At 69.9% G+C, this 20039-nt stretch carries 10 protein-coding genes; 6 read left to right on the top strand and 4 right to left on the bottom strand.

Annotated features, from left to right (window positions below):
• Positions 1-1028 precede the first annotated feature (1028 nt).
• Positions 1029-1727 carry an SDR family oxidoreductase gene (locus AB0F98_RS16970; protein WP_357735686.1) on the bottom strand — a complete coding sequence of 233 codons (699 nt, stop codon included), beginning with the start codon at positions 1725-1727 and terminating at the stop codon, positions 1029-1031.
• A 61-nt stretch (positions 1728-1788) separates the two neighbouring features.
• On the bottom strand, positions 1789-2274 hold the full coding sequence (locus tag AB0F98_RS16965; RefSeq protein ID WP_357735683.1) for a helix-turn-helix domain-containing protein: 486 nt from the start codon (positions 2272-2274) through the stop codon (positions 1789-1791).
• 213 nt (positions 2275-2487) lie between these two features.
• Here AB0F98_RS16965 and htpG point away from each other — a divergent pair, with 213 nt between their 5' ends.
• A complete protein-coding gene (gene htpG / locus AB0F98_RS16960) occupies positions 2488-4401 on the top strand; it encodes a molecular chaperone HtpG (protein WP_357735680.1) in 1914 nt (637 codons plus the stop codon).
• Positions 4402-4463: 62 nt separating this feature from the next.
• On the opposite strand, the gene AB0F98_RS16955 is transcribed toward htpG, so the two are convergent.
• Entirely contained in the window at positions 4464-5582 is a 1119-nt protein-coding gene (locus AB0F98_RS16955) for a DUF4185 domain-containing protein (protein ID WP_357735677.1), read from the bottom strand.
• Positions 5583-6494: 912 nt separating this feature from the next.
• Here AB0F98_RS16955 and AB0F98_RS16950 point away from each other — a divergent pair.
• The 4 genes from AB0F98_RS16950 to AB0F98_RS16935 all read left to right on the top strand — a co-directional run bounded on the left by AB0F98_RS16950 (position 6495) and on the right by AB0F98_RS16935 (position 15793).
• Positions 6495-9554, top strand: coding sequence for a family 16 glycoside hydrolase (locus tag AB0F98_RS16950; protein WP_357735674.1), 3060 nt, complete (start codon positions 6495-6497; stop codon positions 9552-9554).
• A 17-nt stretch (positions 9555-9571) separates the two neighbouring features.
• Positions 9572-10531, top strand: coding sequence for a sugar phosphate isomerase/epimerase (locus AB0F98_RS16945; protein WP_357735671.1), 960 nt, complete (start codon positions 9572-9574; stop codon positions 10529-10531).
• The gene (locus AB0F98_RS16940) at positions 10528-11727 is read left to right on the top strand and encodes a multicopper oxidase domain-containing protein (RefSeq protein WP_357735668.1); all 1200 of its coding nucleotides are present in this window, start codon (positions 10528-10530) and stop codon (positions 11725-11727) included. The genes AB0F98_RS16945 and AB0F98_RS16940 overlap by 4 nt, the downstream gene beginning before the upstream one ends.
• A gap of 97 nt (positions 11728-11824) precedes the next feature.
• Complete coding sequence (locus tag AB0F98_RS16935; RefSeq protein ID WP_357735665.1) at positions 11825-15793, top strand: ThuA domain-containing protein; 3969 nt, start codon at positions 11825-11827, stop codon at positions 15791-15793.
• Between the two features lie 104 nt (positions 15794-15897).
• On the opposite strand, the gene AB0F98_RS16930 is transcribed toward AB0F98_RS16935, so the two are convergent.
• Positions 15898-16326, bottom strand: coding sequence for a hypothetical protein (locus AB0F98_RS16930; RefSeq protein WP_357735662.1), 429 nt, complete (start codon positions 16324-16326; stop codon positions 15898-15900).
• 1083 nt (positions 16327-17409) lie between these two features.
• Between AB0F98_RS16930 and AB0F98_RS16925 the strand changes: the two genes are divergently transcribed.
• Positions 17410-19842, top strand: a complete 2433-nt coding sequence (locus AB0F98_RS16925; protein WP_357735660.1) for a M14 family metallopeptidase — start codon at positions 17410-17412, stop codon at positions 19840-19842.
• Positions 19843-20039: the final 197 nt, after the last annotated feature.

Below are 20039 nucleotides of genomic sequence, written 5' to 3'. Positions count from 1 at the left end.
TCAACGACCCGGCCCCCGGCATGATTCCGCGGCGGGGGTGGCCTCGGGCACGGGACGCCCACCCCGATACCGGATATTCCACGCGCCCAGCCGCCTGCCGACCCGGACAAACCGACCTGGTGAGGTCGGCGCGTGACGTGATCGACTCGCCTTCAATGAAGTCGCGGTAACCCAGCGTCTGGGACACCCCGACATCAATGAACCCGAGTTGATCATCCCGCCGATCCCGCCGATCCCCGCCGATCGGGCCGATCCTGCCGACCACGCGGATCGGGCCGGCCGATCGCCCCGGTTCCCGCCGACCGTGCCGGTCCCGGACGACGCGCCGACCGTGCCCGACCGTGCCGATCGTGCCCGCCCTGCGCCGACCGTGCCCGACCGTGCCGATCGTGCCCGCCCTGCGCCGACCGTGCCCGACCGTGCCGACCGTGCCCGCCCTGCGCCGACCGTGCCCGACCGTGCCGACCGTGCCCGCCCTGCGCCGACCGTGCCAGCCTGCGTCGACCCGCGACAAGATCATGACGGCCGAGGAGTCCCATGCGCCGATCTCGCCGCCGTGCCGATCTCGTCGACCGCGCAGCCTGGGCCGATCGCACCGCCTGCGTCGCCTGCGCCGACCGTGCCGGCCTGCGCCGACCGCACCGATCTCGCCGATCCCGCCGTCCGTGCCGATCTCGTCGACCGCGCAGCCTGGGCCGACCGCGCCGCGTGCGCCGACCGCATCGCCTGCGCCGATCGCGCCGACTCGCCAACCTGGGCGACGAACGGTGGCGTTGCCGGTGTGTCCGGATACAACACCGGTATCCGGACGCACCTCCGTCTCGCCCGGCCGCCCCTGGATCCCGCCTCGGCTCGACATGATCGACAGGAAACGGCCTCGGCCTCGGGTCGCTCGGGTGAGCCTTATGAAACAGGTCTCGGCGGCGCTGCCTCATCTACCGGATGCGGGGCCGACCGAGTGCCGACACGTTCCGGCGTTCTGGTGCGAGCGGACGCGGTCACGGCCACGCCCGCTCGCACCATCCGCGTCAGGGCAGGTTGGGGTAGAGCGCGGCCACCCCGCCGGCCAGCCCCGCCTGGACGTGGCGGCTGACGTCGTCGGCCAGGATCTCGTAGGACCCCGCCTCGATGCCGTCGACGGCGATCCGGGCGATGTCCGCCGGGTCGGCCTTCGGCGCGTCGAACTGTTCGGCCATTTCGGTCTCCATGAACCCGACGTGCAGGCTCGAGAGCCGGATGTCGCGTTCGGCGAGGGGGCCGCGGAGCGCGTTGCTGAGGCCCCACTGGGCCGACTTCGCCGCGCTGTACGCCGGCAGTTCCTGCAGGGTGACCCAGGAGACGACGGAGAGCACGTTGAGGACGCCGCCTCCGCCGTTACCGGCGATGATCGGCGTGAAGGCCCGCACCATGGACAGGGTGCCGAAGTAGTGGGTCTCCATGTCCTGCCGGATCAGGTCCAGCTCTCCGGTGAGCAGGTCGCCGCCGACCGCGCTGCCGGCGTTGTTGATCAGTAGGTTCACGTCGTGCGCCAGTTCGGCGGCGGCGGCGACCGAGGTGGGATCGGTGATGTCGAGTCGGACCGGCTTGACGCCGGGCAGGTCGACGCTGTCCGGGTTGCGGGCGCCGGCGTAGACGGTGGCGCCCCGGGCGACGAGTTCGGCGGCGAACTGCCGGCCGAGGCCCCGGTTGGCACCGGTGACGAGGGCGGTGCTTCCGGCGATCTTCATGCGGTTACTCCTGGAGCATCTGAGGGGATGGGACGGGTCGGCGTGGTGCCGCCCGGACAGGTCATTCGGTGTCGGCGAGGAGCAGGCCCGGCCCCGGACGTACGTCGAGGCCGTCCGGATCGACGTCGTGCCCGGCGGCGCAGCGCAGCACCGCGTGCACCTCGGCGCCGCAGTCGTGGTGCGCGAGCCACACCGACGGCCCGGCGGGGTCGGCCGCCCAGGTGTCGCCCCACTGCCGCAGCGCGACCAGTACCGGGACCAGTTGCGCGCCCTTTTCGGTCAGTACGTACTCGTCGCGGGTGCGTTTCCCGGGTTCCTGGTAGGGGCGCCGTTCGAGCAGCCCGTCGGCGACGAGCTGCTTGAGCCGGGCTGCGGCGACCGGCTCGCTGATGCCCACCCGGGCGGCGAAGTCGTCGAACCGTCGGGTGCCGAGGGACGCCTCGCGCAGCAGTAGGAGCGTCGAGCGGTTGCCGACCACGTCGAGCGTCCGTGCGATCGAGCAGTTGGTCATCAGCCAGGCGTCCCGGTTGGCGAGGAGATCCGTCATGGCAGGCACGCTACCCGAGCTGACTTAGGCAAAGCAAAGTCAGGGGGGTCACGTCGGCGTTTCCCGGAAGCGGGAATACGTCCGCCCGCGCTGTCCGGGCCCGTGCGGCAGACGTACGGGCCGTGTCGGCGGGGGCGGGACACCGGCACGGCCGGCCGGGTGACGGTCCGTATCCTGTGCCCGAAAGCCGATGTGAAGCAGAAGGGAGACGGCGTGGCCACCCAGGTCGAGACGTTGGAGTTCCAAGCCGAGGCACGTCAGCTGCTACAGCTGATGGTTCACTCGATCTACTCGAACAAGGACGTCTTCCTCCGCGAGCTCATCTCGAACGCCTCGGACGCGCTGGACAAGCTGCGGCTGGCTTCCCTGGTCGACAAGGACCTCGACGTCGACACCTCCGACCTGCGCATCGAGCTGGAGGTCGACCGGGACGCGCGCACGCTGACCGTCCGGGACAACGGCATCGGGATGACCCGCGACGAGGTGGTCTCGGTGATCGGCACCATCGCCAAGTCGGGCACCGCCGAGCTGCTGCGTACGTTGCGCGAGTCCGCCGACTCCGCCGCCTCGCAGGAACTGATCGGGCAGTTCGGCGTCGGGTTCTACGCCGCGTTCATGGTCGCCGACCGGGTGGAGCTGCTCACCCGGAAGGCCGGCGAGCAGGGCGGCACCCGTTGGTCGTCCAGCGGTGAGGGCACCTACTCGGTCGAGTCGGTCGACACGGCACCGCAGGGCACCTCGGTCACCCTGCACCTCAAGCCCGCCGACACCGAGGACAGCCTGCACGACTACACGGCCGAGTGGACGATCCGGGAGATCGTCAAGCGCTACTCCGACTTCATCGCCTGGCCCATCCGGATGACTGTCGAGCGGCCGGGCGAGGACGGCGCGACCACGCGCGAGGAGCAGACGCTCAACTCGATGAAGGCGCTCTGGGCGCGTCCCCGCGACGAGGTCGACCAGGCCGAGTACCACGAGTTCTACAAGCACGTCGCGCACGACTGGGCCGATCCGCTGGAGATCGTGCACATGCGGGGCGAGGGCACCTTCGAGTACGAGGCGCTGCTCTTCATCCCGGCCCACGCGCCTCTGGACCTCTTCGCTCCGCAGGGCCGTCGCGGCGTCCAGCTGTACGTCAAGCGGGTGTTCATCATGGACGACTGCGAGGCGTTGATGCCGAACTACCTGCGCTTCGTCAAGGGCGTGGTGGACGCGCACGACCTGTCGTTGAACATCTCCCGGGAGATCCTGCAGCAGGACCGGCAGATCCAGGTCGTCCGGCGCCGCCTGGTCAAGAAGATCCTCGCCACGGTGAAGGACCTGAAGGCCAACCACGCCGAGCGGTACCGCACCTTCTGGGCCGAGTTCGGCGCGGTCGTCAAGGAAGGCCTGATCGACGACGCGGAGAACCGGGACACGCTGCTGGAGTTGGTCAGCGCCGCCTCCACCCACGATCCGGCCGAGCCGACCGACCTGCGCGGTTACGTCGAGCGGATGAAGGACGGGCAGAGCGAGATCTGGTACGCCACCGGCGATTCCCGCGCCATGCTGGAGAATTCCCCGCACATGGAGGCGTTCCGGGCCAAGGGGCTCGAGGTGCTGCTGCTCACCGACCCGGTCGACGAGGTGTGGGTCGAGCGGGTCGGCGAGTACGACGGCAAGCCGCTGCGTTCGATCGCCAAGGGCGAGGTCGACCTGGACACCGACGAGGAGCGCCAGCAGGCCGAGGTAGAACGGGAGCAGCAGCGCAAGGACCACGCCGACCTGTTGACCTGGATGGGGAGCACGCTGGCCGACAACGTGAAGGAGGTCCGGCTCTCCTCCCGGCTGACCACCTCGCCGGCCTGCGTGGTCGGTGACGCGCACGACCTCACCCCGACGCTGGAGAAGATGTACCGGGCGATGGGGCACGAGGTGCCGTCGGTCAAGCGGATCCTTGAGCTGAACCCGGGGCACCCGCTGGTCGCGGGGCTGCGCAAGGCGCACGAGCAGGGCGGCGACCAGGCCGAGCTGCGGGAGACCGCCGAGCTGCTGTACGGGATGGCGCTGCTCGCCGAGGGCGGTGAGCTGGCCGACCCGTCCCGGTTCACCCGGCTCCTCGCCGATCGCCTCTCCCGGACGCTCTGAGAGACCTCCGGTTGGCGGCGCGCCCGTGAGCGGGCGTGCCGCCGACCGGTGGCGGCGGTGAGCTAGACCGAGCCGACGAACTGGCTCATGTGGTAGGCGGTGCTGCGGCCGTCGAGCGTCCGGGTCCACTTCGACACCATCAGGTGCAGGTCGTTGGGCTGGCGGCTCGACCAGGGGTGGATGAAGCCGCCGTAGAGGCCGGGCTCCTGCCAGGAGGTGACCTGCACCTTCTCGGCGGTCCATACCTGGTCCGGCCCGGCGGCGGTGCGGGTGACGATGCAGCCGTTGGCGCCGTTGAGATACGACATCACCCAGGTGCCGTCGGCGAGCCGGCGTACGGACGGTTCGCCGAAGCGCCCGGTCAGGATGGGTGTGCACGGGCGGCCCCAGCCCCAGTTGCTGCCGTTCCAGCCCCACCCCTCGTACGACTCGGGAAAGAACAGCCGGTCCCACCGGACGCGGCGCAGCATCATCGGGCCGTTCTGCCTTCCCGCGCGGACCGAGAACACGTAGACCCAGTCGCCGTCGCGCTGCATCGTCCACATCTGGAACGGATCGGTGTTGGTGGCGTCGTTCCACCACTTGAGCGGGGTGCGGACGAAGTCGTTGCCGTTGTCGCTGTACGCCAGGCCGGCGTAGCGCGACCGCCAGTGCGGGCCGGCGGGGCCGGCGGAGTTCCAGTTCTCGATGCTCATGTACGAGATCAGCTGCCGGCCGGTCTCCGGGAAGCTGATGCCGTCGTTCGGGATGACGGTGACTTCCCAGAGGCCGTCGATGCCGATGCCGTTGTGGCCGTTGTGCATCAGCTCCGGGGCGCGACCGTTGCCGGCGACCCGCGCGGCGCTGTCGAAGACCACCCCGCCGGAGGCGCCCGGGTGGACGTTGGAGCGCAGCATCACCGGTGACCGCCAGTCGTTGGGGAGTGGCGGGCCCTCGGGCCACGGCGTGTTGAAGGTGTCGCCGAACAGGTAGCCGATGGAGCCGTTCTCCAACATGTACGGGATGCCGAGATCGGTGCCCGCCACCTGCCATCGGCTGTTGGTGTCGAGGTCGGCGCCGGTGAGGCGCTTCCGCCAGGTGGCGGCCTGAGCCTCGCCGCCGAGGGCGAGGGTCGGGGCGACGGCGGAGGCCATCCCGACCGCTCCCGTCCTGAGGAGGAAGGTTCGACGACTCAGCGCCATGTCTGCCCTCCTGGTATCGCCGGTTCCAACGACGGGTGACGTCGGTTCCAACCACGGTGACTGCCGTTGCCGGACGGTGTGCGTACCCCGAAGTCAAGTCCCGCCGCTCGACGTGTGTCAATACCTGGCCGCATGCTCGTGCCGCGAGCGACGCCGGTGGACCCGAACCTGTTCGTCGGGGCCGCGCTCTGTCGCACTGAGGTTGGGCCCCGTTCTGGCTGGTCAACGGCCAAGCGCGGTGGCTCCCGGCGCTCTCCTCATCGGACTGACAAGACAGCTGTGGCGTTTCAGAGGCGCGATACGCCGGTGACTTTCGTTTGTTTGTAGGAAAGTACAGCCGGGGGCAACGAAAGCTCTGGACACGTTCGGGCCAAGTTAGTAGTGTCGGGATCCATCGATATGTTTCAGCGGGATGAACCGGCGGCGCGGTGAGTCTCGAACGGTGGCCCCAGGCGGCGCAGCACGTCCGGCGGTCACCGGCCCGGCCAGGGACGACACCACCCCGGGTCGGCGTACGCCCTGCGACCCCGCGCCGAGGGGTGCGAAGGGCGTGACCGATTCGCTCCCGATGCCACCTCGCGAGCTCCGAGGCGGCCCGACCACCCGTTCGGCTTCGCGCTGAACCCTGCCCGGTGACGTGGGCGATCCGGCTCGTCCAGCCTTGGCCGGGCGGGTCCCAAAACCTCACACAGGACGGCCGCGGCATCGCCACGGCCGGGGATTCCGTGCGGCCAAGGAGGGGCCCACGGTACCGCCGATCGGCGACCTATCTGGACAAGAGGCGACCTGACATCGACGGGGGATGCCTGGCCCCGGCGTGCGCGCCTCGGACCTGGGAGAGAGGCATTGATGAACGGCTACTCACCCCCTGGCCGGCTCACGGCGGGACGGCTCCGGAGATCGATCACGGCCGTGGCCACGGCCGCCCTGGTGTGGCTGACCGCCGGACTGGTGGCGGCGCCGGCGAACGCGAAGCCGGTCGACACCGAACGGTCCACCGCCCCTGCGGCGGCACAACCTCGCCAGTTGCAGGCCCAGGTGCTCACCTGGACCGCCGGCGACAACTTCCTGGCCTACCGCTCCGCGCCCACCACCGCGGTCGCCGGACCGGCGACGCTCGTCTTCGAGAACAGTGCCGCGACCGGGAACACCACCGGGATGCAGCACACCCTGACCTTCGACACCGGCAATCCGGCGTACAACAGCGACGTCGACGTGAACATCCTGGCCGACCCGAACGACGCCAACGGCGGCCGGTGGACCGTCGACGTCGTGCTCTCGCCGGGCACGTACCGGTACTTCTGCGCGATTCCCGGCCACGGCAACATGACCGGGCTGCTGGTCGTCACGGGCGACAGCTCGGACACCACGGCGCCGACCGTGACCGCCGAGGTGACCGGGGAACAGGACGACAACGGCGCGTACGTGGGCAGCGCCACCGTGAACCTGTCGGCGACGGACAGCGGATCGGGCGTCGACAAGGTCGAGTACTCGCTGGACGGCGGTCCCTACGGCGTTTACTCGGCGCCGGTGACGGTGAGCCAGCCCGGCGCGCACACGGTCAGCTATCGGGCCACCGACAACGCGGGCAACACCTCGGAGGTGAAGACCGCGTCGTTCACCGTGGCCGAGCCTCAGTCGGACGACACCACCGCCCCCACCGCGACCGCGTCGGTGACCGGTCAGCAGGACGACGAGGGCGCGTACGTCGGAAACGCCACGGTGACCGTGTCCGCGACCGACACCGAGTCCGGGGTCGACAAGATCGAGTACTCCCTCGACGGCGGCGAGTACGCCGAGTACACCGCCCCGGTGAGCGTCAACTCCGTCGGTCAGCACACGGTGACCTACCGGGCGACCGACAAGGCCGGCAACACGTCGGCGCCGCAGTCCGTGTCGTTCACGGTCGTTCCGCCCTCGGTCGAGGACACCACCGCGCCGACCACGTCCGCGATGCTGCACGGTGAGCAGAACGGCGACGGCGCGTACATCGGCAGCGTGATGGTGATGCTGTCGGCGACCGACGCCGAATCGGGCGTGGACACCATTGAATACTCGCTCGACGGGCAGCCGTTCGCGGTCTACTCGGCGCCGGTGACGGTGAACCAGCCGGGTGCGCACACGGTCGGCTACCGGGCCACCGACAAGGCGGGCAACACCTCCGAGGTGAAGACCGAGTCGTTCACCGTGGCGGAGAGCGAGCCGGCCGACACCACGGCACCCACCACGTCGGCGGCGGTCACCGGTCAGCAGGATGACGAGGGCGCGTACGTGGGCAGTGCCACGGTGACCGTGTCCGCGACGGACACCGAGTCCGGGGTCGACAAGATCGAGTACTCCCTCGACGGCGGCGCCTATGCCGTCTACTCCGCGCCGGTGAGCGTCAACGCGCTCGGCCAGCACACCGTCGACTATCGGGCGACCGACAAGGCCGGCAACACCTCCGCGGTGCAGTCGGTGTCGTTCACCGTGGTCGCGCCTCCGCCGCAGGACACCACCGCGCCGACCACGTCGGCCGTGTTGCACGGTCAGAAGAACGCCGAGGGCGCGTTCGTCAGCAGCGCCACGGTGGTGGTGACGGCGACCGACACCGGATCGGGCATCGACAAGATCGAGTACTCGCTCGACGGGCAGCCGTACGCGGTCTACTCGGCGCCGGTGACGGTGAACCAGCCGGGTGCGCACACGGTCGGCTACCGGGCCACCGACAAGGCGGGCAACACCTCGGCGGTGAAGACCGTCTCCTTCACCGTCGTCGCGCCCCCGTCGGACGACACCACCGCGCCCATCGTGACCGCGTCGGTGACCGGCCAGGTCGACGGCGAGGGCGCGTACCTCGGCAGCGCCAGCGTGACGCTGTTCGCCTTCGACAGCGGTTCCGGGGTCGACCGGATCGAGTACGCCCTCGACGGCGCCGAGTACGCCCGCTACACCCGACCGGTCACCATCGACCAGCCGGGCGACTACACGCTCAGCTTCCGGGCCACCGACAAGGTCGGCAACACCTCCGGCACCGGCTCGCTCACCTTCACCGTGATCGGGAACGGGTCCGGAGCGAACTGCCTGGTGCCCGACACCCGGGCGACGGTCTGGTTCGGCACGCTCGACAGCGGCGTACCCAACCGGCCGGTCTACGGCGAGTGCACCATCAACAACCTCTTCGAGGGGCAGCAGAGCTGGCTCGACCACGCGGAGTTCGTCGCGCACGTCAAGGTGGTCGCCGAGCACCTGGGTGACCTCGAGGTGCTCACCAAGAAGGAGCGCAGCCAGCTCATCGCTGCCGCCCGCGACTCGGGCGTCGGCAAGCCGGAGTCCAAGAGCGGATACCAGTCGCTGCTCGACTCCAGCAAGGCGTCGTTCAACCAGTGGGAGCACGTCGGCGGGGGCGGCTTCGTCCGTAACGCCGATGGATCGATCACCAGCAGGGCCGTACCGGGCATGGGCATGCTCTGGTTCCCCAAGCAGGAGTTCCAGGACTTCTCGCTGAAGCTGCAGTGGCGTGACGACGCGCCCGGCGACGGCCGCGCCAACAGCGGGATCTTCGCCCGCTTCCCGCAGGTCCACGATCACCCGGACGAGTCCCGGCCCGAGTGGGTGGCCATCAAGTACGGCCACGAGCTGCAGATCTACGACCACCCCGACGGCGACCAGTACAAGTCCGGTTCGGTGTACGGCTTCGACGAGGTCGGGCTGTCCGGTGCGCGGGTCACGCCCAAGGGCACCTGGAACGACTACGAGATCCGGGTGGTCGGCCAGCACTGGTCGATCTTCCGCAACGGCGAGCTGATCAACGAGTACGTCAACACGCCGGACGCCGTCTTCAGCCCGCCCCGATCGGACGATCCGGGTGGGGCCGGACGGCAGAGCGCCAGCGGATACATCGGCCTGCAGAACCACAGCGAGGGTGACGTCATCAGCTTCCGGAACGTCCGGATCGCCCCGCTGACCCCGGCCTCCGCCGCCGGCAACTGAGCGAAGGGAACACCACCATGGCAAAGCAGAAGATCGACCGCCGAGCCCTCCTGCGCGGCCTCGCCGGTTCGACGATCGCGGTCGGCGCGGCCAGCCTGACCGGAGCGCTTCCCGCCTCGGCGGGCGGCGGGGGCCGGCTGATCCCGCAGGGGCACATGGGCATCCAGCTCTACAGCGTCCGGGACAAGATCAACGAGTTCGGGTTCGCGTACGTCTTCGACGAGCTGTCCCGGATCGGCTACCGGCAGGTCGAGTTCGCCGGCTACACCCAGGGCAACGTCGGCACGATCACCCCGCAGCAGATCCGCCGGCTGCTCGACGACAACGGGCTCAAGGCGGTCGGCAGCCACCGCGGCCTGGGCGACTTCCGCAACAACCTCGAACAGGAACTCGACATCGCCGAGATTCTCGGCATGCCGACCGTCGGCACCGCCGAGGCGCCCACCGGCGATCGCACCATCGCCGGTTACCAGAAGGCGGCGGAGGAGTTCAACACGTGGGGCGCCGCCGCGACCGCCCGCGGCCTCAAGCTCTACCAGCACAACCACACCATCGAGTTCAGCTTCGCCGTCGACCGGCCGGACGTCCGGCTGTACGACCTGTTCCTGGAGCTCACCGACCCGCGGTACGTGTACCTGGAGATGGACCTCCTGTGGGCGTTCGGCGGCGCCCGCAAGTACCCCGGTTTCCGGCCGGTGGACTACGTCAACGCCTACCCGCACCGGTACCCGTTGTTCCACGTCAAGGACGGCGTCCCGCTGCCCGACCCGCAGCAGGGCAACTCCTACCTGGATGTGGAGTTCGGCGCCGGCGTGATCCCGTTCACCGAGTTCTTCACCGAGCTGAAGCACCGGGGCCAGTTCGAGTACCTGTGGGAGCAGGACAGCGCGCCCAGCGCCCAACCGAACCCACCCGGCTCGCTCGGCGCCGCCGAGCGTAGCTACCGGCGGATGCGGAACCTGCGGAGGGCCAAGTGAGCGCCTCGGCCTGGCGGTTGACCGACGACGGTCCGGTGCCGGAGTCCGGGCCGGAGCAGCCGGTCCGCTCCGGCTCCACCGCCCGCCGGATGCTGGTGGTCGCCGCGATCGTGGTGCTGAGCCTCGTCGGCGCGGGTGGATTCGCCGTCGCGGGCGGAGCCGCAGCCCTGCTTCCCGAACGGCCGGAGGGCTGCGACCAGCCCGACCGCAGCGTCCAGCTGTACGCGGTCGAACTGCCGCGCGACGGCAACCAGATCCGGCTCGGCTACGGCCTCACGCCGGAGACGGCCTCCTACCCCGGCCCCACCATGGAGATGATCGAGGGGGAGTGCCTCGCCGTCACCCTGCACAACCAGGTGCCCGCCGAGACCCTGGAGCAGCTGCGCACCGACCCGACCCATCCGCTGGGTGTCTCGCTGCACGTGCACGGAGTGAAGTACACACAGCTGTCCGACGGTACGGCGCAGAGCTTCTCGTACGTCCCGCCCGGCCAGTCGCGCACCTACACCTGGTACGCCAAGAAGCGCGACCGCACCGCCGGGACCGCCGGCACGGCCGGCTACTGGTGGTACCACGACCACGTGGTGGGTGGCCCGCACGGCACCAAGGGCATCGGCTCCGGACTCTTCGGCGGTCTGGTCGTACGGCGACCGGGTGATCTGCGGCCGGACCGCACCTACATGACCGTCTTCGGTGACCAGCAGAGCATCAACCTGCGCCGCGGCGCGGCCGCCGACACCTGTGACCAGGAGAACCCGCAGCCGGGCCCGACCTGCATCGTCGCCAAGAAGGGGGAGCGGGTCGAGTTCATCGTCGTCGGCATCGGCAACGACATGCACACGTTCCACATCCACGGGCACTCCTGGGCGGACACCCGGACCGGGGTGGCGACCGGCACCAACGCCGAGGTCGATCAGATACCGACGGTCGACAACAAGACGCTCGGACCGGGCGACTCGTTCGGTGTCCAGATCGTCGCCGGCGACTCGGTCGGTCCGGGCCACTGGATGATCCACTGCCACATGCAGTTCCACTCGGACGCCGGCATGTACACGACCATGCACGTCCTGGACGAGAACGGCAACATGCCGCCCGGCGGCGACCACGACCACAGCGCGACCAGCAGCGGCGCCACCTCGACCAGCAGCGGCGCGGCTCCGGCGGGCAGCGGCGCCACGGTGCACCAGCACAAGTAACCGTCGACGGCGTGGGGTGGCCGCTGCCAGTGGAGTGACCGCCCCACGCCCCCGAACCCGTCAACGCAGGTCCGCCTCAACCTGAGAAGGAGTCGAGATGGCTCACAGACCCCTCTGGCGACGCGCCGGCGTACATCGCCGGCTCCTCGCCCTGGCCAGCGGCGCCGTGCTCGCGCTCGGCACGCTGGCCGTACCTGCCGGCGCCGCGGCGCCCACCGCCGCTCCCGCCGCCGCCGCGTCGGTGCGGGTGCTGGTCTTCCACGGTCCGGCCGCCAAGCAGGACGACCCGGTCGGCGGGGCCGCCACCGCGATCAAGAAGCTGGGTCGGCAGAACGGCTTCACGGTGGACGTCTCCACCGACCCCAGCGTGTTCAACTTCGACAACCTCGCCCGCTACCGCGGCGTGGTGTTCCTCTCCGCCAACGGCGTGACGCTCAACGACGCCCAGGAGGCGGCGTTCCAGGCGTACGTCAAGGGCGGTGGCGGTTTCGTCGGCGTGCACGACGCGGTACGCGCGCAGCCGGACTCCTCCTGGTTCACCGGCCTGATCGGCACCCGCCCGGCGGCCGGTCTGCCCAACGCCGAGAAGCCGGTCTCGGCCGCGGCCAGCGGCGAGAACCCGCCGAGCGAGACCGCGGCGATGGCCATCGACGGATCGACCAGCACCAAGTGGCTCGCCCGGACGCCGACCGGCTGGCTCTCGGCGAAGCTCGCGGAGCCGGTGGTGGTGAGCCGGTACGCCCTCACCTCGGCCAACGACTTCCCGGGCCGGGACCCGAAGAACTGGACCCTGCAGGGCTCGCAGGACGGCAGCACCTGGACCGACCTGGACACCCGTGCCGACGAGACCTTCCCGCAGCGGTTCCAGACCAAGCAGTACAGCTTCACCAACACCACCGCCTACCAGCACTACCGGCTCAACATCACCGCGAACAGCGGTGAGCCGCTGCTCCAGCTCGCCGAGCTGTGGCTCATCGGCCCGGACGCCGGGCCGACCCCGGACACCCAGGTGCAGGAGGCGGTGGTCGACTTCACCGACCGTCAGCACCCGGCCAACAAGGGGATGCCGCTGACCGTCAAGCGGTCCGATCAGTGGATCAACTGGGACCCGAGCCCGATCGGCCGGGTGCACACCGTCGCCCAGGTCGAGGAGGGCACCTACAACCCCGGCCTCAGCGGCAACGGCGCCTTCCACCCGATCTCGTGGTGCCAGGACTACGACGGCGGCCGGTCGTTCTACACCGGCATGGGCCGCACGGCGGACAGCTGGAGCACCGACACGCGGTTCCAGAACCACCTGGTCGGGGCCATCAAGTGGACCGCCGGCATGGTGCGCGGTGACTGCCAGGCGACCATCGCCTCGAACTACCGCATCGAGCGACTCACCGCCACCAACCAGCCCGGGCAGCTCGACCAGATCGGTGAGCCGCACGGCCTGACCATCGCCCCGGACGGCAAGGTCTTCTACATCGGCAAGGCGGCCTGCGCCACCGGGCCGATCGCCAGCTGGGACGACCCCAACGTGGGCCTCGGCTGCGGCACGATCCACCAGTGGGACCCGAAGACCAAGCAGGTCAAGCTGCTCACCACCCTCGCCGTGATGGGCAACCGGGGCAGCGGCAGCGAGCTGGTCAAGAATGAGGAGGGCCTCGTCGGTATCACGCTGGACCCGAAGTTCGCGCAGAACGGCTGGGTCTACGTCTACTGGATGCCGCACGAGTCGATCGACCGCGACCGGCGCATCGGCAAGCGCACCGTCTCGCGGTTCACCTACGACGCCGCGAACCAGACGATCGACCAGTCCACCCGCAAGGACCTGCTGAGCTGGGACACGCAGATCCACAGCTGCTGCCACGCCGGCGGTGGCATGACCTTCGACGAGTCGGGCAACCTCTACATCGGCGCCGGTGACAGCAACTCCTCCGGTGGCTCGGACGGCTACTCCGGCAACAACTGGACCCAGGACTACAAGGGTGTCTCGTTCCAGGACGCCCGCCGTACGGCCGGCAACACCAACGACCTCAACGGCAAGATCATTCGGATCCACCCGGAGCCGGACGGCACCTACACCATCCCCGAGGGCAACCTGTTCACCGGCCAGGAGGAGGGTGGAGGCAAGACCCGCCCGGAGATCTACGTGATGGGCGTGCGCAACATCGCCCGGATCGCCTGGGACCCGGTCAACGACTGGCTGACCGCCGCGTGGGTCGGCCCGGACGCCGGTGGTCCGAACCCGGAGCTCGGCCCGGCCAAGTACGAGACGGCCACGATCATCAAGTCCGCGGGCAACCAGGGCTGGCCGTACTGCATGGGTAACCGGCAGCCGTACCGCGACCGCAGCAACACCGACGCGACCGAGCTCACCGGCTGGTACGACTGCGACCACCCGAAGAACGAGTCGCCGCGCAACACCGGTCTGGTCAACCTGCCGCCGGTGCGGGACAACATGATCTGGTACTCGCCGCAGGGTGGCGGTCCGGTCTTCCCGAAGCGCACCGACGGCAGCGGCCTGCCGACGTACGAGCCCGGCGACGAGACGTTCACCGAGCCGTACCTCAAGGGCGGCGGCCAGGCCATCATGGACGGTCCGACCTACCACCGGGAGAACGTCGACACCACCAGCGGAGTGGCGTGGCCGGAGTACTGGGACGACAAGTGGTTCATCGGTGACCAGTCGAACGCCAGCAACCGCATCGCGGTGACCGTCGACAAGAGTAAGGTCGACAGCCACGGCCCGCCGGCGTTCGCCGAGGACCTGCGCTCCATCATCCGGTCCGGCAGCGGCGCCAACCAGCTCCAGTCCTGGATGGACGCGAAGTTCGGCCCGGACGGCGCGCTGTACATGCTGGACTACGCGGGCGGCTTCTTCAGCCTGCACTCGAACCAGAAGCTGATCCGGATCGCCTACACCGGTGGACCGGCCACGCCGAACCCGAGTGACGCGGGCGCCCGGGCCGTCGCGCAGAGCGACCCGAAGAACGTCCAGTTCTCCAGCGCCAAGGTCGGCGGTGTGGCCTGGGAGTGGAACTTCGGCGACGGCAGCCCGGCGTCGCGCGAGGCGAACCCCACCCACCGGTACGCGGACTACGGCACCTTCAACGTCACTCTCAAGGTGACCTACGCCAACGGGGAGGTGGCGGTCTCGGTCCTGCCGGTGAACGTCGGCTGCGACGCACCCGACGCCCGGTCGACCGTACGGATGCTCGACACCGACACCGGAGTCCCCAACTACGCGGTCGGCGGCGGGTGCACCGTCAACGACCTGATCGACGACGAGCGCAACTGGGGCAACCACGCCCAGTTCGTCGGTCACGTCGAGGACGTGGTCGCGCAGCTGCTTGCCGACGGTGAGATCGACAAGCAGGACGCCAACCGGTTGAACCGGGCGGCCCGGAACTCGGAGGTCGGCAACACCGCCGGCTACCAGGCCATCTTCGACGGGACCGCGCAATCCCTCGTCGACTGGCGGCAGGCACCCGGCGGATCGTTCTCGCTGCGCACCGACGGTTCGATTCGCAGCTCCGGCGGCCTGGGCATGCTCTGGTACGCGGGCAAGGAGTTCGCTGACTTCTCCGTCCGAGTGAAGTTCCGGGACGTCTCACCGGCCGGCTCGTACGCCAACACCGGCCTGTTCACCCGCTTCCCGGACCCGCGCCTGCCGGTCGAGCAGCGCCCGGAGTGCGGCAGGGTCGGCTCGGCCGCGGGCTCGCAGGCCTGGGTGGCGATCTACTGCGGCCATGAGATCCAGATCTACGACGGACCGACCGGTGAGCCGCAGAAGACCGGTTCGATCTACAACTTCGACCCGGTCACGCTGGACCAGGCGAGGGTGACCCCGAAGGGCCAGTGGAACGACTACGAGGTTCGGGTGGTCGGCCAGCACTACACGATCATCCGGAACGGAGTGGTGATCAACGAGTTCGACAACACCCCGGGCAAGAACTCCTCGCGCGCGGGTGACCCGCCCACGGACCTGCGGCAGTTCCTCAGCGGGTTCATCGGATTGCAGAACCACAGCAACAACGACCTGATCGAGTTCCGTGACGTGAGGGTCCGCTCGCTGTAACCCCGGAGCGTGCCGGGTACGGAGGACCCACCCTCCGTACCCGGCACTGCCGTGTTCACCGGCGACCCGGCCCGGCGCCCGGTCGTGGCGGGCGGCGACGTCGGTCAGGCCTTGCGGGCCGTACGCCGGTTGCCGAACGACTCCATGGTGGTGGCCTTCTTCGCCGGCGCCCGGGTGGCGGACGTGGTCCGGGCGCGTGCCGGCGCCTTCTTCGCGGCCTTCTTCGCGGCTGCCCTCGTGGCCGGCGCCTTCTTCGGCGGCGCGTTCTTCGCCGCGGCCGCCTTCGCCGTCGGCCTGCGCGTGGGCATCGCGGTGGTGGCGGAGGTGTCCTTCTTCCGCGCGACGCGGGTCGTGGTCGTCGTGGGCTTCCCGCCGGGTGACTTCGCCAGGCTCGCGCCGGTCGCCCGCTTCGTGGCGGTGGCGGCCTTCTTCGCCGCTGCCTTCCGGTTCATCGGCGCCTTCTTCGCCCCGGTGGCCTTCCGGGCCCCGGTCGGGCGGCTGCCCGGCGGGACGGAACTCCTGCCTGCGGTCATCCTCGCTCCTCCTCAGGTCTGCCCCGGCTTCCCCGGTTCTACCGAACGCCGGCCGCGACGGGTCCCATCGGCGCGGTCGGCCGGGTCGGCCGCGGTCTTCCCGCGACCCGAGCGGGCAAACGCGAGAGCGGCGTTCTGCTCGTTCCCGGCGATCGAGTCCGACTCGGGCCGGAACCGCCCACGCCGAGGACGAGCGCGATCTCCGGGTCGACGGTCACCCCGGAGGTCGCTACTCCGGCACCGCCTCGGTCGGCCCTCGGTGTGCGGTTCAGACGCTGTCGAGCTGCCCCGGATATGGGGCAGACGGCGCCGGCGGCTGGCATCCGCACGAGCGCCGGCGGCTGGCAGCGCGCGAGCGCTATGGGCTGGCATCCGTGCGAGCGCCGGCGGCTGGCAACGCGCGAGCGCCGCCGGCTGGCATCCGCGCGAGCGCCGTTGGCTGGCAACGCACGAGCGCCGCCGGCATCCACGCGTGCGCCATGGGCCGGCATCCGTGCGAGCGCTACCGGCAGCAACGAGGGTGTTGGCAACCTTTGTCCCGGCCGCCCCAGAGATGGGGCAGCTCGACAGCGACGGCGGTACTGGTCTACACGGCAGGGCGCAGGGGCGCCCCCGCAATGGTCTTTCCCGGCACCGGGGAGCCCACCTTCCTCTTCCCGGCCGGCGAGCTGGTGCAGCTCGGTCAGCCCCTCCGGGCGGGTGTTGGTGACCGGCAGAATGTCGATGCGTCGATCGCCGTCGACCGGTCCGGCAGCAGCCGGGGGTCGGTTCGTGGACGGCCGGGCATGAGGCGTGGATGGCGCGGACCATCGAGGGATTGACAGATCATGTTGTGACGCTGAGGATGATCTCAGATCACCGACCGCCACCACATCATCACCATCTCGTGACGCTGTCGCACTTCGGCGATGCGCGGTGTCCACCCGGCGGTCGGATCCCCCACCACTGTTCCATTCACTGTCGTGCGCCTGGTCACCGCAACGGCCGCGCGCGAACCATCGTGGCGCCGCACACCCCGGGCGGGCCCCTCGGCAATCACCTTCGGCCATCCGGCCGACCGAACAGCCAGAAGGGCAGAGAACAATGTCGTATCCCCTGTCCCCGCGGTGGAGACGCCGCCTTCCCGTACCGACGGTCCTGGCCGCGGCCACAGCGGTCATGCTGCTGGTGAGCCCGGCGTCGGCGACCACGCCGCAGGCCACCGCGTCCATCGAGGCCGATCCGATCGCCGGCCAGCAGGCGAGTGTCGTCGAGGTGCTGCTCGACGGCACCGCAGAGCTGGACGCACTCGTCGCCACCGGCGTCGACCTCGACCACGGAGTCGAACGTACGGAGAACGGCGTCGTCGCGCGCGCGGTGATCACACCGAGCGAGGCGGACCGGCTGACCGCGGCCGGGTTCACGCTCGGGGATGTGCTGTACCGGCCTGAGGACGCGCGTGCCCGCGTGGCCGAGCGTGAGGCGACCATCGCCGAGCACAGGTCGGAGAACCGCGAGTTCGCCGCCGCCGCGGCCGGCCAGACCGCATCCGACGTCTCCGACGTCAAGATCATTCGTGCGGACTACTACACGTCCGGGACCAGCCAGATCCTCTCGGTCGAGGCGAAGTGGGCGCAGGGTCAGACCGCGACGAACACGCTCACCGTCGAACGGGACAGCGGGCCGGGCACCGCCATCGGCTCCGGTGGCACCCAGACCATCTCCCGTTTCGTGGATGCGGGGGTCTACCTCTACCACCGGGGTGCCGCGACGGTGACCAGCCGGCCGGAGTACGTCCGGATCACCAGTCCGACCGGCGACGTCGCCGTCGCAAAGGTGAGCGAGTGGCTGCCCACGCCGGGGACCAACCCGGAGGGACCGGGCTACGAGAAGGACTTCGTCACGAGCTACCTGACGCCGACCGAGCTGTACTCACGGATCCACCAGCTCGCCGCCGAGTTCCCCGACCTGGCCGAGGTCGTCGAGCTGCCGTACAAGACCAACGGCTACCGGCGGCACGCCCAGGCAGTGCTCGGCACGGCCAACGCCAGCCGGGTCGCCGTGGACTCGCTCGCCTGGGGGCACCAGGGCGGCAACGACATCTCCGTAGAGCTGGTCGACCCCGGTGCCAGCAACGCGGCGCTCGGAGTGACGGTCACCGGCAAGCACGTCCGGGTGAGCCTCGCCACCAACGGTTCGGGTGCGGTGACCAGCACCGCAGCCCAGGTCGTCGCCGTGCTCAACAGTGGCGCCGGAACGTTGCTGCGGGCGTACACCTATCGGGGGAGCGCCGGCGACGGTGTGGTCGCGCCAGCCGCGCGGACCCAGCTCACCGACGACCTGAGCGCGCCGGCCTCCGTCTCCCGCGACCCTCACCCGGTGTACGCGATCCGCATCGGCAAGCACCGCGACGGTTCGAAGACGGGTGTGCTCGCGTACGCCCAGGAGCACGCCCGGGAGTGGGTGCCGCCGCTGGTCAGCGTCGAGACCGCCGAGCGGCTCCTGCGCAACTACGCCCACGACGGCGGGACCAAGCAGCTGCTGAACAACCTGGACATCTGGATCGCGCCGTCGATCAACCCGGACGGCGGGCACTACTCGTTCTACGACTTCAACTCCCAGCGCAAGAACATGACCAACCACTGCCCGTTGACCGGGGCGGCCGACTTCCTCGGCCGTGACTCGTGGGGCGTCGACAACAACCGCAACTACACCGAGTACAGCCTCTTCGACGGCTACTCGGGTGCCTCGTCGAGCTGCACCAGCGGCACGTACGCCGGCCCGAGTGAGCTCTCCGAGCCGGAGAACCGCAACCTCGACTGGCTGGCCTCCCGGCCGAACATCAAGTTCTCGATGAACCTGCACTCGTCCGGCAACTACTTCATGTGGTCGCCGGGGGCGTACGCTCTGCCGGACCGGACGTCGGCGCCGCGGCCGTCGCTCGCCGACGAGTCGTTCTTCTGGGGCGCCTCCTCGCGGATCCTCACCGCGATCAAGCAGCACCGGAACATGGCGGTCACTCCGGCCCGTACCGGTCCGATCTCCGACGTGCTCTACTCGGCGGCGGGCAACTCCGGCGACATGCTCTGGTACAAGTACGGCATCTATGCCTGGAACTTCGAGGTCGGCACCTCCTTCCAGCCCTCGTGGGAGGAGGCGCACGCCGAGACGATGGAGTTCTCCAACGGCCTGGTCGAGCTCATGCGGGTCGCGCGGGACTTCGAAGCCGACAAGAAGCGTCCGACGAGCACGTTGACCGTCGCGCCGAGCTCGAGCCCGGGCATGGTGAACGTGACGTTCGACGTCTCCGAGCCGGCGGCGGTCTTCTACACCCTCGACGGTGCCAAGCCGACGTACGAGTCCACGCTTTACGGCTCGGCGGGCATCCGGGAGGGCGGTGAGACGTTGACCGTCCCGGCCGGCACCCAGGTCAACTGGTTCTCCGTCGACGCCGCGGGCAACGTGGAGCAGAACTACCGCCCCGACGGCAAGGGCGACAACCACCGCAAGGGTCGGGCGGTCCTGCCCACCAGCTGACCGTACGGTCCACGGACGGCCGCGGCGTCAACTTCGGCGCCGCGGCCGTCGTGTGCCCGGCCACCGGCGTCACGCGAGGCGGGTGAGTCGACGTCTGCGACCACCGCGCCTTCGGCTGGCGCCACCACCGTGCTCACGCGCCCCTGCGTCAGCGATCGAGCCGAACGTATTTCCAGCCTGGACTGCCACAGGTGACG

Source organism: Micromonospora sp. NPDC023737 (genome assembly GCF_040639715.1).
In the GTDB taxonomy this organism is placed as follows: Bacteria; Actinomycetota; Actinomycetes; order Mycobacteriales; family Micromonosporaceae; genus Micromonospora.
Note: the sequence above shows the minus strand (reverse complement) of the source record. Positions and strands in the feature narration are given on the sequence as shown.